10 protein-coding genes are annotated in these 14,624 nt (G+C 66.2%); 5 read left to right on the forward strand and 5 right to left on the reverse strand.

Features of this window, described 5'->3' with window-relative positions:
* Positions 1-37: 37 nt before the first annotated feature.
* Positions 38-757, reverse strand: coding sequence for a phosphoglycerol geranylgeranyltransferase (locus P0204_RS14025; RefSeq protein WP_276180287.1), 720 nt, complete (start codon positions 755-757; stop codon positions 38-40).
* 270 nt (positions 758-1,027) lie between these two features.
* Between P0204_RS14025 and P0204_RS14030 the strand changes: the two genes are divergently transcribed.
* Positions 1,028-1,429: a Rieske (2Fe-2S) protein gene (locus tag P0204_RS14030; RefSeq protein WP_276180289.1), complete on the forward strand. Its 402-nt coding sequence runs from the start codon at positions 1,028-1,030 to the stop codon at positions 1,427-1,429.
* A gap of 203 nt (positions 1,430-1,632) precedes the next feature.
* On the opposite strand, the gene P0204_RS14035 is transcribed toward P0204_RS14030, so the two are convergent.
* Complete coding sequence (locus P0204_RS14035) at positions 1,633-4,113, reverse strand: DNA topoisomerase I (protein WP_276180291.1); 2,481 nt, start codon at positions 4,111-4,113, stop codon at positions 1,633-1,635.
* Positions 4,114-4,246: 133 nt separating this feature from the next.
* The gene (locus P0204_RS14040; protein WP_276180294.1) at positions 4,247-5,623 is read right to left on the reverse strand and encodes an aryl-sulfate sulfotransferase; all 1,377 of its coding nucleotides are present in this window, start codon (positions 5,621-5,623) and stop codon (positions 4,247-4,249) included.
* Between the two features lie 113 nt (positions 5,624-5,736).
* Between P0204_RS14040 and P0204_RS14045 the strand changes: the two genes are divergently transcribed.
* A complete protein-coding gene (locus P0204_RS14045; RefSeq protein WP_276180296.1) occupies positions 5,737-6,294 on the forward strand; it encodes a hypothetical protein in 558 nt (185 codons plus the stop codon).
* Between the two features lie 74 nt (positions 6,295-6,368).
* Here P0204_RS14045 and P0204_RS14050 read toward each other — a convergent pair whose 3' ends face one another.
* Positions 6,369-7,316 (reverse strand): hypothetical protein, encoded by a 948-nt coding sequence (locus P0204_RS14050; RefSeq protein ID WP_276180299.1) that lies wholly within the window; start codon positions 7,314-7,316, stop codon positions 6,369-6,371.
* Positions 7,317-7,504: 188 nt separating this feature from the next.
* On the opposite strand from P0204_RS14050, the gene P0204_RS14055 reads away from it, so the two are divergent.
* Positions 7,505-8,839: a winged helix-turn-helix transcriptional regulator gene (locus P0204_RS14055; RefSeq protein ID WP_276180301.1), complete on the forward strand. Its 1,335-nt coding sequence runs from the start codon at positions 7,505-7,507 to the stop codon at positions 8,837-8,839.
* A gap of 211 nt (positions 8,840-9,050) precedes the next feature.
* Here the strand turns inward: P0204_RS14055 and gatB are convergent, their stop codons facing one another.
* Complete coding sequence (gatB, locus tag P0204_RS14060; RefSeq protein ID WP_276180303.1) at positions 9,051-10,565, reverse strand: Asp-tRNA(Asn)/Glu-tRNA(Gln) amidotransferase subunit GatB; 1,515 nt, start codon at positions 10,563-10,565, stop codon at positions 9,051-9,053.
* Between the two features lie 142 nt (positions 10,566-10,707).
* Here gatB and P0204_RS14065 point away from each other — a divergent pair, with 142 nt between their 5' ends.
* The gene (locus tag P0204_RS14065) at positions 10,708-11,016 is read left to right on the forward strand and encodes a DUF7518 family protein (protein ID WP_276180305.1); all 309 of its coding nucleotides are present in this window, start codon (positions 10,708-10,710) and stop codon (positions 11,014-11,016) included.
* A gap of 21 nt (positions 11,017-11,037) precedes the next feature.
* On the forward strand, positions 11,038-14,622 hold the full coding sequence (gene smc, locus P0204_RS14070; protein WP_276180307.1) for a chromosome segregation protein SMC: 3,585 nt from the start codon (positions 11,038-11,040) through the stop codon (positions 14,620-14,622).
* Positions 14,623-14,624: the final 2 nt, after the last annotated feature.

Consider the following 14,624-nt stretch of genomic DNA (forward strand, 5'->3'; position numbering starts at 1 on the left):
GCCGCCGTAGGGACTGGGCGGAGAAAAGCGGCGTGTGTCAGCGATCGGCGGTCGCTGCGTGGGCGTCTCTGGCCCCCTCGACGGTCTCACGGACCGCGTCGACGCCCTCGTCGTGGACGAGGTCGCCGACGACGATGGTGTCGGCGTGTTCGGCCATCCGCCGAGCGGACTCGTAGCCGCCGATCCCGCCGCCGTAGAACAGCGTGGCGTCGTCGATGGCCTCGGCCGCAGCGGAGACGATCTCGGTATCGCCCAACATTCCCGAATACTCGACGTAGACGATCTCCTGGCCGAGCAGGTGTTCGGCGGCCTCGGCGTAGGCGGCGACTTCCTCGGCGTCGAGATCACAGTCGGCCTGGGTGTAGGTGGCGACGGAGGCCTCGGGGTTCATCACGATGTATGCCTCGGTGAAGGTTCTGGACCAGTCGATCTCGTCGTCGATACGGATCCACTCCTTGTGGGCACCGGTGATCCAGGTCACGTCGCCGGCGTTCATGACGACCGGGACCAGATAGCCGTCGTGGCGGTCGCTGTGGACGACCGACGCCGGGTTCGAGGGTTCGATGTAGACGGGGATGTCGTACTTCCCGCAGGCCTCGACGACCCGCTCCATCTTCTCTTCGGTCATCCCAGTGGTACCGCCGACCTCGATCGCGTCGGTCCCGGTCGCAGCTACGTCCTCGAACGTTTCGCCGTCGACCAGCGTCTTGTCCGGGTCGATCTTGACGATGTGGTCCCAGTCCGCCCAGTCGCTCATACCGCAGTGACGTTCGTCTGTCGGCATAACCGCTTCGGATGGCCGGGATGCGCAGCGTGACATCCATTCGGTCCTGTCGAACCGGGACGGTTCGGTACGCCCGACCGCTTCGGCGGTACTGCTACCGTCAGCGACTCGCGAAGCCCCGTTCCAGTTCCGCCCGGATAGCGACATCGACCACCGACGTTACGGTACGTCGATTAGTCGCGCCCGGAGCCGACTTCGTCGAGTGACCACCACGCCTTAGCGGCTGGCGGCAAAGCATCTTCCATGCACCAGTTGACGACGGTCGAGACCGTCCACGAGGAGGGGTCGGTGCTGTTCACCGCGACGGACCCCTACGGTGACCTCGAAGAAATCGTCGTCGTCCCCTGCGAGGACGGCGTCGAAGCGTGGGTCAACGTCTGCACCCACGAGCAACAGCGGTTCGACACCGGCCGTGGCGTCCCGATGCGGGAGGGCCAACTGATCTGTCCCCGCCACGGGTCGCTGTTCGACGCGTGTTCGGGCGACTGTGACAACGGCGAAGCGGCGGGGACGACTCTCCCCGGGGTCGACATCGCCGAGCGACACGGCACCGTCTTCCTGATCGACGACGACTACGACTTTCACCACGAGGGCGGGATCGACGACGACGATGGCCCGAGTTCGACCTCGCATCTGCAGTTGTAGGTCGCGGTGGCGGTCGCTGTCGCAGTGTGGTGGCCGGGAGCGCTCCGTTGCGCGACCTGAAGACGGGCGGGACACCGCGAGCATACGGCGAGCGAAGCGAGCCGGTTCACCGAACGCGAGGCACCGCCGAGCGTCCGGCCGTTTTTCCCCTGTTTTTGCAAACGGGGTTCGCGCCGCGAACCCCGTGCAGTAAAAAGTGGTCGCTAGTCGTCGAGTTGCGCCTGCCACTCTCGGACCTGGGTCTCACTGACGCCCTGGACCTCCGTGGCGACGGTGTCGGAGTCGGCCTCGCGGAGCGTGTCGAGGTCGTCGACGCCGGCGGCTTCGAGTTTCTCGGCTGTCGCGGAGCCGATGCCGTCGAGATCGGCCAAGTCCTCGACAGCGTTGCGGGCTTTGTACTCCTCGTAGTTACAGATCGGGCAGCCCAGTTCCCAGGGGTCGTCGCTGTCGGGGTCGACGACGAGTTCGGGCAAGTCGTGGTCCTCACAGTAGGTGTCGGTGATGGCGATGTCGCCGTTCCGTGGGAGGGGCAGCGAGTAGTCACAGTCGGGGTAGCGCGTACAGCCTACCAGCCGCGATCCGGAGCGGAGATGCTTGATCGCGAGTTCGCCACCCTCGTCCTCGTTGCAGTCCGGACACGGCCCGATCACCTCGTCCTCGCTCTCGTCGGCGGCTTCGGCCTCACAGCGCGGGCAGCCGTGGACGAAGGTGTCCCGGCCGGCCAGCATCTTCACGTGGTGCATGTCGTGGTCGTCACAGACTTCCTCAAGGACGAGCGGCTCGCCGGTCGAGGGCAGCGGGAGCGTGTTCCGACACTCGGGGAAGCCATCACAGCCCACGAAGTACGAGCCCTGTCGGGAGCGCCGGACGAGCAGGTCCTCGCCGCACTCCGGACACGGTCCCAGGGTCTTGTCGGCTTTCAGCGACTCCTGGAGGTAATCCCCGATCTCCTCACGGGACTCGCGAAGTTCCTCGAAGACGCGTTCGAGCATCTCTCGGGACTCGTCGGTCACGTTCTCCAAAGTGGCCTCGCCGTCGGCGATGCGGGTCATGTCCGCCTCCAGTTGTGCCGTCATCTCCTCGCTGACGACGTGGTCGGCGAACTCCTCGGCGGCCTCGACGACCGCCATCGCCAGCGTCGTCGGTCGGGGTGGGTCCCCCTCGATGTAGCCGCGGTCGTACAGCTTCTCCAGAGTGTTGTGTCTCGTGCTCTTCGTGCCGACCCCCAGGTCCTCCATGGTCTGGATGAGTCGGGACTGGCCGTAGCGGCGCGGCGGCTGGGTCTGTTTGGCCTCGATGCGGACCTCGGGCATCGTCAGCTCCTCGCCCTCCTCGACGTCGGGGACGTGGTTCTCGCTGGCGCTGGAGTAGGGGTAGACGGCGTGGTACCCCGGTTCGACCAGGCGCTTGCCGTTTGCCTTCAGCGAGCGATCGGCGGCCTCGGCGACGACCCGGAGGTGTTCCCAGGTCGCTGCCTCGGCGACGGTCGCGAAGAACCTGCGGACGATGAGTTCGTACACTTCCCACTCGTCCTCGGATACATCTGCCTTCGAGGGTAGCTCTCCTGTCGGGTGGATCGGCGGGTGGTCGGTCGTCTCCTCGTCGCCCTCCGTCGGTGCGATGTCGTCCTGTTCGAGGAGGGATTCGGCGTCCTCGGCGAAGGCCGAACCGACGAACTCGTCTAGCAGGTCGTCGGGATCGAGGTCCTCGGGGTAGACCGTGTTGTCGGTCCGCGGGTAGGTGACGTAGCCGGCGGTGTACAGCTCCTCGGCGATGGACATCGCCCGCTGTGCGGAGTAGCCAAGCGAGCTGGCCGCGGAGATGAACGCGGTCGTATTGAACGGCGTCGGCGGACTGTCGGTCCGGGTCCGACGGCGGACGCTCGTGACCGTCGCGGCGTCGACGCTCTGGAGGTCCTCGTAGGCGGCTTCGGCGGCCGCTTCGTCCCAGACGCGTTCGGCCTCGGTTCCGTCGTCGTCGTAGAAGTACTGGGCCTCGAAGGCCACGCTGTCCTTCTGGAGGTCAGCGAACAGCTCCCAGTAGTCCTCGGGATCGAACGCCTCGATCTCCCGTTCGCGGTCGACGATGAGCTTCAGGGTCGGTGACTGGACCCGTCCGACGGAGATGAAGTCGTCGCCGAGTTGCCGCGCCGACAGGGAGAGAAAACGCGTGAGCGCCGCGCCCCACATGAGATCGATGATCTGTCGGGCCTCGCCGGCCGCGGCCAGGTCGAAGTCGATCTCGTCAGGTTCGGCGAAGGCCTCCCGGACCTCCCGGTCGGTGATCGAGGAGAAGCGGACGCGACTGACCGGGATGTCGGTCTCGTCGCGGATGAGTTCGTAGGCCTCCTTGCCGATGAGTTCCCCCTCGCGGTCGTAGTCGGTCGCGATGACGGCCTCGTCGGCGCGGCGGGCCAGTTGCTTGAGCGTCGCGACGATGTTCTCCTGGGTCGGTTCCTTGGTCACGTCCGCCGAGATGAGTTCGACCGGTTCCACGTCGCGCCAGTCGCTGTACTCGGGCGGGAAGTCGACACCGACGACGTGACCAGAGAGACCGACGACCCGCTTGTCCCCCCAGCGGTAGACGTTGACGCCGTTGCGTCGCTCGCTCTCCGCGCTCCCCTCCGAGAGGATCTCCGCGATGCGCCGTGCGGCGTTGTCCTTCTCGGTGATTATCAGCTCCATCGGACACCACCTGTGGCTATCATTGGTCCCGATAGGTCCGGACGAGTTCTAAAGTGTTTCGCCAAAACCGACAGACAGCGCGGGTGTGCGCGGCGTGTACGCTCGCTCGCGCTCGCGTGTACGGGGGATGGATTTATCTGCCGGCCAGGCGCGTTCGTCCGACCCTGATCCCTTCGGCGACTGCCCAGCCCAACAGGACGACGCCGGCCACCAACCCGTAGAAGAGATCCCAGCCGCTCATCCAGACCGGGCGCAGCCACGGGGTGTAATGTCCCCAGAGCGCGCCGACCGTGGCCCCGGTGTCGTCCAGGGGAGTTCCGGCGAAGGTCGCCTCGATGGTCGTCCCGACTGGGGTCGGCTCGCTGCCGCCCGCCGTGAGGTTCGCGCTCCCGGAGAGCGTGTAGCTCCCGGTCGCGTTCTGCTCGCGGATCGTCGGCCCCGTCGAACCGTCGCCGTGGGCCACTCGCTCGGAGTCGTAGGGACCCCAGGTGGCGTAGTACTCCCAGACGACTTCACCCGTCGGCGTCACCTCGATGACCCGGTGGTTGAGCGTGTCGGTGATGAGCGTGTTGCCGTTGGGAAGCCGGTCGGCGTCCCGGGGCCAGTTCAACTGCCCGGAACCGACTTCCCAGGTCCGGGTCCAGTTCCCGTTCGTGTAGGCGTACTCGACGACGCGGTCGTTGTGGCTGTCGGCGACCAGGATCGTCGGCGTCCCGTCGGCCCCACGGAGGAAGTCGGGGTTGTGTTGCTCGTTGAGGATGTCGTGGTTGCCGTCCTCGCCGAGTTGCAGTTCGATCTCGCCGGTCGTCCGGTTGACGAGGATGACCTGGTCGAAGTTCCGCGGCGAGGCGAGGAACTTGTCGTCACCGACGGGATCGATGTCGTTGCTGTGTGTCCAGTCGTCGTCCTGTCCGCCGTCGGTGCTGGCCGGGTAGTGGTCGCGGTAGCGCCACCGCCAGGTGACGGTATCGGTGGTGAGGTTGTAGACGAGCAACTCGTCGTTGGAGACCCCCTCGCTCTCGTTCCAGGCCCGCATGTGCGAGACCGCCAGTGCGGTGTCGTTCAGCATGTCGATGTCGTGGGTGTCCTCGTACGGGAGCAGCCGTTCCCACTCGCGCTCTCTGGTTTCGGGGTCGAGTTCGTACACCAGGGTCTTGCCCTCCCGCGGGGAGACGACGAGCAGGTTACCGTTCGGCAGCGGATCGACGTCGAAGAACCACGCGTCGGTCCCCTGTCTGCTCGTGTAGGTCCACTGGAGCCGGGCCCGCTCGTCGACCGCGACCAGCCGGGCCGGCTTCTTGGGGTTGGTGTTCCCCTGGAACGTGTAGCCCTGGGTACTGACGACGGTGGTGCCGTTGGCCGGCGACGTGACGGTTCCACGCTGGAGTGTCGTCGCCTCCCGGTCGTCTGCGGTCACCGCGCTGACCGCTATCGGCGCGATCAACGAGACGACCAGCAGCGCAGCGAGGAGGCGTGCCACGGTCGCCCTGGAGTAGTCGGCGGGGAGCACACCACCCCCTCGGAGAGCCCGTCGATTAACCCTTTTGAGACGAGTCAGCGGTCGCGTTCGGAACGTCCCTGTAACTCCGATGGGCTCTTGTCGCCGAGGGTTCGAGCCACACCATGGACAGACGGCTCGTCACCGGCCTCCGTGCGACCGTCGCGGCACTCGTGTTCGCGACGGCGGCGTTTCACCTCTGGTGGGGGCTCCCCCGAAGTATCGTCTACCTCCAGGCCGCCGAGGGGTTTCTCCTTCGCGGACTCCCCCCGGACCCGCGTCCGTTCTTCTTCGTCGCCTTCGCGGTGGTGTTGCTCGCCGGTCCGTATCTCGTCACCCGACGGATCGTCAGCCTCCGGAACGCCTATCTGACCGGGATGGTCCTGCTCGCCGGCTCGATCGCCGCCTGGGTGTTCTGGCACGCGACGGGCCACGGTGCGTTCCTCGTCGACGGCTTCGAAGCGCCGGGCGGCGGCGCGGGCCACCACGGCGGGAGTCTTGTCCTCCTGATCCTGGATCACTTCGTCACCGAACCGGTCGAGTCCGCGATCAAGACCATCGAGTTCCTGGGAGTCGCCATCTTCGTGACGCTGCTGTGGAAAGACCCCGCGATCATCCCCGGCGAGAACGCGAGCGATGTCGACGCCGGGGAGTCAGAAACAGGCGACGCCGTGGAGAACTGACACCACTGAGTGACCGACTGACTGGAGGGCCGAACCGCAGTGGTCAGCGGGACCGCCCGTGACTGGTTCGCAGTTTACAGGCCAACCGCGCCGCGTGCCGAACCGTTCGCGGACGCGCTGTCCTCGGCACTGGCGGTCGCCTCGGCGTCGACGGTGGCGTTCGACTCGCTCTCGCTGTCGGCGTTCGCGTCACTATCCGCGTCCGCATCGCTGTCGGCGTGGACGGCCGCGTTGGTGTCGGCGTTTGCCGTCGCGTTCACGTCGGCGGTAGCGCTAGCGTTCGCTCGGGCATCGACAGCCGCAGTGCCGTTCCTCGAATCCCCAGCGTCCGCTCGGGACCGCTCGTCGCTGTGCTGGGTACCGCGGTCGCTCGCGTTGTCGTCCCGTGCGTTGTCGCTAGCGGGCGCCGCGGGTTCACCGGGACCGCCGGCGAACAGGTCGACGACCATGTCGATGACGACGCTGGCACCGAAGCCGTTGCCGGACCGGTCGCCATCGGAACCGTCCCGTGCGTTCTCGGAGGCTGCGGTGGGTCCCTCGGTCTGCTGCTCGCTGTCGTTCGAACGCCGCTCGTCCGTGACGGTCTGGTTCCTAGCCGTCGCTTCGGCGTCCGCCTCCGTCTCGACGTCAACGGTGACCGTCATCGTGCGCTCGGCGGCCGCCTCGCCGGCCAGGGTGACGACACCCTCGGCGTCGGCCTGTTCGCTCTCGATACCCACGTCGACCGCTGCGGTCGTCTCGGGCGTGGGCACGCGGATCTGTCCGTCCGCGTCGGTCTCGTACTCGCCCTCGGCGGCGACCTCGCTCTCGACGAGGGGCTCGACGTCCACGGCGGCACCGGAGACGGCCTCGCCGTCGGACACGACGGTCACGACAGTCTCGTCCTCGGTCGTGTGAACCGTCACCGTGAGCGATTCGCCGGCCGTACTACTCGCGTCACCGCTGGCTGCGGCAGCCGGCGCGATACCGGCGGTGGCCAGCAGCACTGCCATCACCGCTGTCAGTGTCGTTTGTCGGATCATCGTCCACTCGGATCGAGGGACAGTTAATAAAAGGCGTTTCTGACAAAACCGTCCAAACGTTCGTATTGACGGTAGATAGTGGCTGCAGACCGAAAACTTCGCACTCCGGATAGTATTTAAAAGAACGCGGGTTCGGGCACAAGATACTTGCCTCTCTCAGGGAAACTACGTGCCGAGCGAACCGCCCGATGACCCGTTCGTCCGTCGCCCTCGCCGTGGGGCTCGTCTGCTGTGTCCTCCTCGCGTCAGGTCTCGGAGCGGCCGCTACGGCCGACGAGAGGAATCCGTCCAGTCAGGTTACGGACGACGGCGTGGTCCCCTCGGACAACGATACGTCGACGGTCGGTGATACGACCGACAACACCACGTCGTCTGTCGACGAGACGACGGAGGACGCGGCAGATACCGACGACAACACCACGTCGACGATCGGTACCACGACACCGACGGTATCGAAGACGGCCGAGAACACGACGGGGTCCGCCGAAGAGACGACTGAGAACGCCACGGACACGACCGGAACAGTCCGCGACGACGTCGAGTCGGCCAGCCAGTCCGCCGGGTCGACGCTGGACGGTGCGTCAACCACGAGCGTGAACGTGACGGCACGCCCGTCGGTGAACGCGACCGTGGACGGAGCGGTGAACGCGGAGGGGGCCGCGGCCCGGGGAGCGACGCCCGACCAGACCCGAACGAACGCTGACCGCACTGCGGCCGCTGGAGCGACCCGTTCGACCGCAAACGCTTCCAGCACCGCAGCTAACGCGTCGGCGGGGGCTGCGAGCGGAGCGAAACCGCCGGGCCTCGGCGGTGAGATGCCGACGCCGGACGGGAAGAGCGTCGCCGTCGGTGTCGGTGCGACGGTCGCAGCCGGTGCGGCGGGCCGGGCCTACGTCGGGGCGACGGGCGGGAGTCCAACCGCCGCAAGCGGAGTCGCCCAGTCGAGTGTCCCACTCGTTCGGACGGCCTACCGCGGAGTCGCCGACCGCCTCTGGCGGTTCCTGGGGATCGCCGGCTACGCGCTCCACTCCGAGGACCCGCTGGAACACGAGACGCGGGCGGACCTGGCGGCAGCCATCGAGGACAACCCCGGCGCGTACCTCTCGGAACTGGCCGACGCCAGCGACGCCTCGATGAGTACCGTCCGGTACCACCTCAAAGTCCTCGAACGCGAGGACGTCGTCACCCCCGTGAAGATCCGGGGCAAGCGCCGGTATTTCCCCGGCGACGAACCGACCGACGAACTCGCTGCCGCGCTGGCCGACGACGCGACGGAGACCGTCCTCCGGGCGCTCGCGACCGTCGGGCCGGCGTCAGTGTCGGCACTGGCCGACGAACTCGACCGGGACCCAAGTACCGTGACCCACCACCTCGACAGACTCCAGGAGTCCGGCCTCGTCGAGCGCGAGCGCGACGGCCGCGCGGTGGTCAACGCCCTGGCACCGACCGCCGCTGCCGCGATGGCACCCCGGGTCGGCGAGCGCGGCGATCCGCCCGCCGTCGGGTCCAGTCCTGGTGATTGACGACCACTTTTTACTGCACGGGGTTCGCGGCGCGAACCCCGTTTGCAAAGACATGGGGAAAAACGGCCGAACGCTCGGCGGTGCCTCGCGTTCGGTGAACCGGCGGCTACGCCGCCGGATGCTCTCTGTCAGCCCCCGCCGGTCTTCAGGTCGCACGACGGAGCGCTCCCGGCCACCGTATCGCGACAGCGACCGCAGACCACCCTTCCCGTCAGTCTTCCAGTTCGGCCCGCAATCGCTCGTTCACGTCTCCGGGATCGGCGCTGCCCCCGGTCTTCTGCATCACCTGGCCGACCAGGAAGTTGATCGCGCCGCCTTCGCCGTCGTGGAAGTCCTGGACGGCGTCGGGGTTCTCGTCGATCGCCGCTTCGACGGCCTGCTGGATCTCGTCGCCGGAGGTCTTGCCCAGGTCCTCCCGGTCGACGATCGTCTCGGGGTCGTCGCCGTCGTCGAGCATCCCGCGGAGCACGGTCTCACGGGCGTTCTTGGCGGTGATCTCGTCGGTGGCGACCAGTTCGACCAGCCGCATCACCTCGTCGAAGCGACCGTCGACGTCGGTGATCTCCATGTCGCGGTAGTTCAGTTCGCCCAGCAGGTTGTCGGCGACCCAGGTCGCGGCCAGGTCGGCGTCGAACCGCTCGGCGACGCTCTCGAAGAAGTCCGCGACCTGCTTGGTGGAGGTGAGCTTCGAGGCGGCCTCGTCGCTGAGCCCGTACTCCGCGACGAACCGCCCGCGGCGGGCGTCGGGGAGTTCGGGGATAGAGAGTTCGTCCTTCCAGTGGGCGACACGCAGCGGCGGGAGGTCGGCCTCACGGAAGTAGCGGTAGTCCTTCTCCTCCTCTTTCGAACGCATCGAGACCGTGTTGCCGTGGGTCTCGTTGAAGTGGCGGGTCTCCTGTTCGACCGCGCGCCCGGACTGGATGAGTTTCCGCTGGCGGGAGGCCTCGAAGGAGAGAGCCTGTTCCGCCCCCTTGTGGCTGGAGATGTTCTTGACCTCCGTCCGGTTGGCGTCTTCCAGCACCGACTCGTCGATCTCGCCGTCGTCGCCGACCTCGTCGGCGTCGACCATCGAGAGGTTCGCGTCGATGCGGAGGCTGCCGTCCCGGCCGGGGTCGAACACGCCCAGGTACTCCAGGACCTCTTCGAGCTTTTCGAGGAACGCTCGCACCTCGCCCGGTGCCCGGAAGTCCGGTTCGGTGACGATCTCCATCAGCGGCGTCCCGGCGCGGTTGTAGTCGACGAGCGTGTAGTCGGCCCGGTCGATCGAGCAGGTCCGGGATTCCAGCGGGCCGGTACCCTCACGGACGTGCTTGATCGATCCGGGGTCCTCTTCGAGGTGGGCACGGCGGATGTCGACCGACCGCCGCTCGCTCTCGACAGTAAAGGAGAGTTCGCCGTCCTGACAGATCGGCGCGTCGTACTGGGTGATCTGGAAGTTCTTGGGGAGGTCGGGGTAGTAGTAGTTCTTCCGGTGGAACGCCGTCTCCTCGGGTACGTCGGCGTCGATCGCCTTCCCGATCTTTACGGCAGCCTCGACGGCGCCCTCGTTGACGACCGGCAGCGCGCCCGGGAGTCCGAGACACACCGGGCAGGTGTGGGTGTTTGGCTCGTCGGCCGGCGCGGTCGAGCAGCCACAGAAGATCTTCGTATCCGTCTCGAGTTGGACGTGGACCTCCAGCCCGATGACGGCCGCGAGTTCACGGGACTCGGCGGCTTGTGCAGTCATTACCCGGCGTTCGGCGTCGGGTGGCTAAAGACTAACGACCACGCGTGAACGCGGGCGAACCACCTGACCCGTCCGAGAGCTGTCAGAATCCATGATATTGTCTGACGTAGGTATAAGTGTCCAGGCCGGAACGTGTGTTCATATGAGCGACAACCGCGTCGCGGAACTGGAAGCACGCGTCCAGGAACTGGAAGCATCCGTGGAAGGACTCACGGACGAACTCGTCGAGTGCAAAGTCCGCCTCCGCGAGATGGAAAACGCCGTCGACGGCGAAGTGGGTCCCATCGCCAGCCAACAGACCGACGTCGACGCCGAAGTCGACGCGGAGTTCGACGACGGGGCCGACACATCTAACACCGAGGCTCCCGAGGAACCGCCAGAGGAGGGAGCCGAGGCGCCCGCCGACGCCGAGACCACCGAGGAGTCCGAGTCGGACATCATCGTCGCGTAGGGACCCGGCCCACCACACCGCATGCACATCAAAGAGCTCGTTCTGGACAACTTCAAGAGCTTCGGGCGGAAGACCCGAATCCCGTTCTACGACGATTTCACGACGATCAGCGGTCCGAACGGCTCAGGCAAGTCCAACATCATCGACGCCGTCCTCTTCACCCTCGGCCTGGCCCGCACGTCGGGCATCCGGGCCGAGAAACTGACAGATCTCATCTACAACCCCGGCCACGCCGACGAGGACGCCGACGTCTCCGGCGAGCGCCAGGCCAGCTGTGAGGTCATCCTGGCCAACGACGACCGCACGCTCGACCGTTCGCAGGTCGTCAACGCCGCCGGCACCGAGGACGTCGGCGACGTCGACGAGATCTCGATCAAACGCCGGGTCAAACAGACCGAGGACAACTACTACTCCTACTACTACATCAACGGCCGCTCGGTCAACCTCTCGGACATCCAGGACCTGCTCGCACAGGCCGGTGTCACGCCGGAGGGGTACAACGTCGTCATGCAGGGCGACGTGACCGAGATCATCAACATGACCGCCGGCGCCCGGCGGGAGATCATCGACGAGATCGCCGGCGTCTCGCAGTTCGACGCCAAGAAAGAGGACGCCTTCGAGGAACTGGAGGTCGTCCAGGAGCGCATCGACGAGGCCGAGTTACGTATCGAGGAGAAACAGGACCGGCTCGACCAGCTAGAGGACGAACGCGAGACGGCTCTGGAGTACCAGTCGCTGCGCGAGGAGAAAGAGGAGTACGAGGGCTACCGAAAGGCGGCGGAACTGGAAGACAAGCGCGCGGAACTGGACGCCGTCGAGAGCGATATCGAGGAGCTGGAGACCGAACTCGCGGACCTCCAGGCCGAACTCGACGAGCGCCAGGGGAAGGTCGTCCGCCTGGAAGACGAACTCCAGGAACTGAACCAGGAGATCGAGCGCAAAGGCGAGGACGAGCAGCTCGCGATCAAACGCGACATCGAGGAGATCAAAGGCGACATCTCCCGGTTCGAGGACAAGATCGAGGCCGCCGAGGCGGCCGTCGAGGAGGCCGAAAACGAGCGCCGCCAGGCGTTCGTCCAGATCGACCGCAAACAAGAGAGTATCGACGAGCTGGAGAGCGAGATCCGCGAGACGAAAGTCGAGCAGTCCAACCTCAAGGCCGACATCGCCGAGAAGGAGGCCGAACTGGCCGACGTCCAAGAACGGATCGACGCCGTCGGCGAGGAGTTCGAGGAGGTCAAAGACGAACTCGAAGCCAAACGTGATCGGCTAGAGACGCTCAAGAGCGAGCACAACGACCTCCAGCGCGAGCAGGACCGGCTGCTCGACGAGGCCCGTCGGCGCTCTAACGAGGAAGACGAGAAACGGGACCGGATCGAGGAGTGTGAAGCGCGCATCCCCGATCTGGAGGCGGACATCGAGGATTTAGAGACCGAACTGGAGAAAGCCCGAGAGAACAAGGCGACCATCGGCGAGGTGGTCGACGACCTGCGGGCGGAGAAACGACAACTCCAGTCGGATCTTGACGAGCTAGAAGACGAGATCAGCGCCAAACAACAGGAGTACGCCGAACTCGAAGCCAAAGCCGGCCAGGAGGGCGATTCCTCCTACGGCCGCGCGGTGACGACCATCCTGAACAACGACTTCGGGGGGGTCCACGGCACCGTCGGGCAGCTCGGCGGCGTCGATCCCGAGTACGCGACGGCCTGTGAGACGGCCGCCGGGGGACGACTAGCACACGTCGTCGTCGACGACGACGGCGTCGGTCAGCAGTGTATCGACTACCTCAAATCGCGCAACGCCGGCCGGGCGACGTTCCTGCCGATCACGAAGATGCAGCGCCGGTCGCTGCCGTCGCTGCCGAGCCACGACGGCGTCGTCGACTTCGCGTACAATCTCGTGGACTTCGACTCGGAGTACGCCGGCATCTTCGCCTATGTGCTCGGCGACACCGTGATCGTCGACGACATGGACACGGCACGGGACCTCATCGGCGACTTCCGGATGGTCACCGTGGAGGGTGACCTCGTCGAGAAGAGCGGCGCGATGACCGGCGGTTCCTCGTCGGGGACGCGGTACTCCTTCTCCGGTGGGGCCGGCAAACTCGAACGGGTCGCACAGCGGATCACCGATCTGGAGGAAGAACGTGAGGGCGTCCGCAGCGACCTCCGGGACGTCGAGGAGCGACTGGACGACGCCCGCGACCGGGAGTCCGACGCGACCGAGCAGGTCCGGGACATCGAGGCCCAGATCGAACGCAAGCAGGAAGCCGTCGACGACACACGGGCCCGCATCGAGGAACTCGACGAGGAGCTGGCGGAGATCGCGGCCGAGCGAGCGAACGTCGCCGACGAGATGGACGAACTGGAAGCCGAGATCGAGGCTAAAGACGAGGAGATCGCGGCGCTACAAACCGAGATCGACGAGCTAGAGGCCGAAGTCGAGGACTCCGAGCTCCCGGCGCTGACCGACGAGCGTGAGGCCATCCAGGGCGAGATCGACGACTTGGAGGACCGGCTCGACGAACTGGAGGGCAGCCGGAACGAACTCGAACTGGAGAAACAGTACGCAGAGGACGCCGTCGAGGAGCTCCACGACGACATCGAGGCCGCACAGAACCGGAAAGCCGAACAGGAAGAACGGATCGCCGAGTTCGAAGAACAGGTCGCACAGAAGCAGGAACTCAAAGCCGAGAAGGAGGCGAAGATCGCCGACCTGGAGGAAGAACTGGCCGACCTCAAGGCCGAGCGCGAGGAGCTTCGCGAGGCACTCTCGGCGGCAAAGGAGGCCCGCGACGAGCAACAGACCGCCGTCAGCGAGGTCGAGCGTGACCTCGAAGACGCCCGGGACGACCGTGACCGCCTGGAGTGGGAGATCGACGAGCTCGAAGCCCAGGTCGGGGAGTACGACCCCGAGGACGTCCCGGACCACGACACCGTCGAGGCCGAGATCGAGCGCCTCGTCGGGGAGATGGAGGCGCTCGAACCGGTCAACATGCGTGCGATCGACGAGTACGACGACGTGGCCGCGGATCTCGACGAACTGGAGGACAAACGCGAGACGCTCGTCGAGGAGGCCGACGGTATCCGGGAGCGCATCGACACCTACGAGGCCCGCAAGAAGGAGACGTTCATGGAGTCGTTCGACGCCATCAACGAGCAGTTCGAGGAGATCTTCGAGCGGCTCTCGAACGGCACCGGCCACCTCCACCTCGAGAACGAGGACGACCCCTTCGACGGCGGCCTGACGATGAAAGCCCAGCCCGCCGACAAGCCCATCCAGCGGCTTAACGCGATGTCCGGGGGCGAGAAGTCACTGACTGCGCTGGCGTTCATCTTCGCCATCCAGCGGCACAACCCCGCCCCGTTCTACGCCCTGGACGAGGTCGACGCCTTCCTCGATGCCGCCAACGCCGAACTCGTCGGCGAACTCGTCGACGAACTGGCCGGCGATGCCCAGTTCGTGGTCGTTTCCCATCGCTCGGCGATGCTCGACCGTTCAGAGCGCGCGATCGGCGTGATGATGCAGGGCGACAACGTCTCGGCCGTTACCGGGATCGATCTCTCGGGCACAGACGAGAGTGAGGAAGCACCCGCGGACGACTGACA

This window comes from Haloarcula halophila (assembly GCF_029278565.1).
GTDB lineage: Archaea > Halobacteriota > Halobacteria > Halobacteriales > Haloarculaceae > Haloarcula > Haloarcula halophila.

Bases quoted from the DNA above. Each gene is read 5' to 3' on its own strand.
- gatB (WP_276180303.1), bottom strand. From the start codon at position 10,565: ATGACTGCACAAGCCGCCGAGTCCCGTGAACTCGCGGCCGTCATCGGG.
- smc (WP_276180307.1), top strand. From the start codon at position 11,038: ATGCACATCAAAGAGCTCGTTCTGGACAACTTCAAGAGCTTCGGGCGG.
- P0204_RS14055 (WP_276180301.1), top strand. From the start codon at position 7,505: ATGACCCGTTCGTCCGTCGCCCTCGCCGTGGGGCTCGTCTGCTGTGTC.
- P0204_RS14025 (WP_276180287.1), bottom strand. From the start codon at position 757: ATGAGCGACTGGGCGGACTGGGACCACATCGTCAAGATCGACCCGGAC.
- P0204_RS14050 (WP_276180299.1), bottom strand. From the start codon at position 7,316: ATGATCCGACAAACGACACTGACAGCGGTGATGGCAGTGCTGCTGGCC.
- P0204_RS14065 (WP_276180305.1), top strand. From the start codon at position 10,708: ATGAGCGACAACCGCGTCGCGGAACTGGAAGCACGCGTCCAGGAACTG.
- P0204_RS14035 (WP_276180291.1), bottom strand. From the start codon at position 4,113: ATGGAGCTGATAATCACCGAGAAGGACAACGCCGCACGGCGCATCGCG.
- P0204_RS14030 (WP_276180289.1), top strand. From the start codon at position 1,028: ATGCACCAGTTGACGACGGTCGAGACCGTCCACGAGGAGGGGTCGGTG.
- P0204_RS14045 (WP_276180296.1), top strand. From the start codon at position 5,737: ATGGACAGACGGCTCGTCACCGGCCTCCGTGCGACCGTCGCGGCACTC.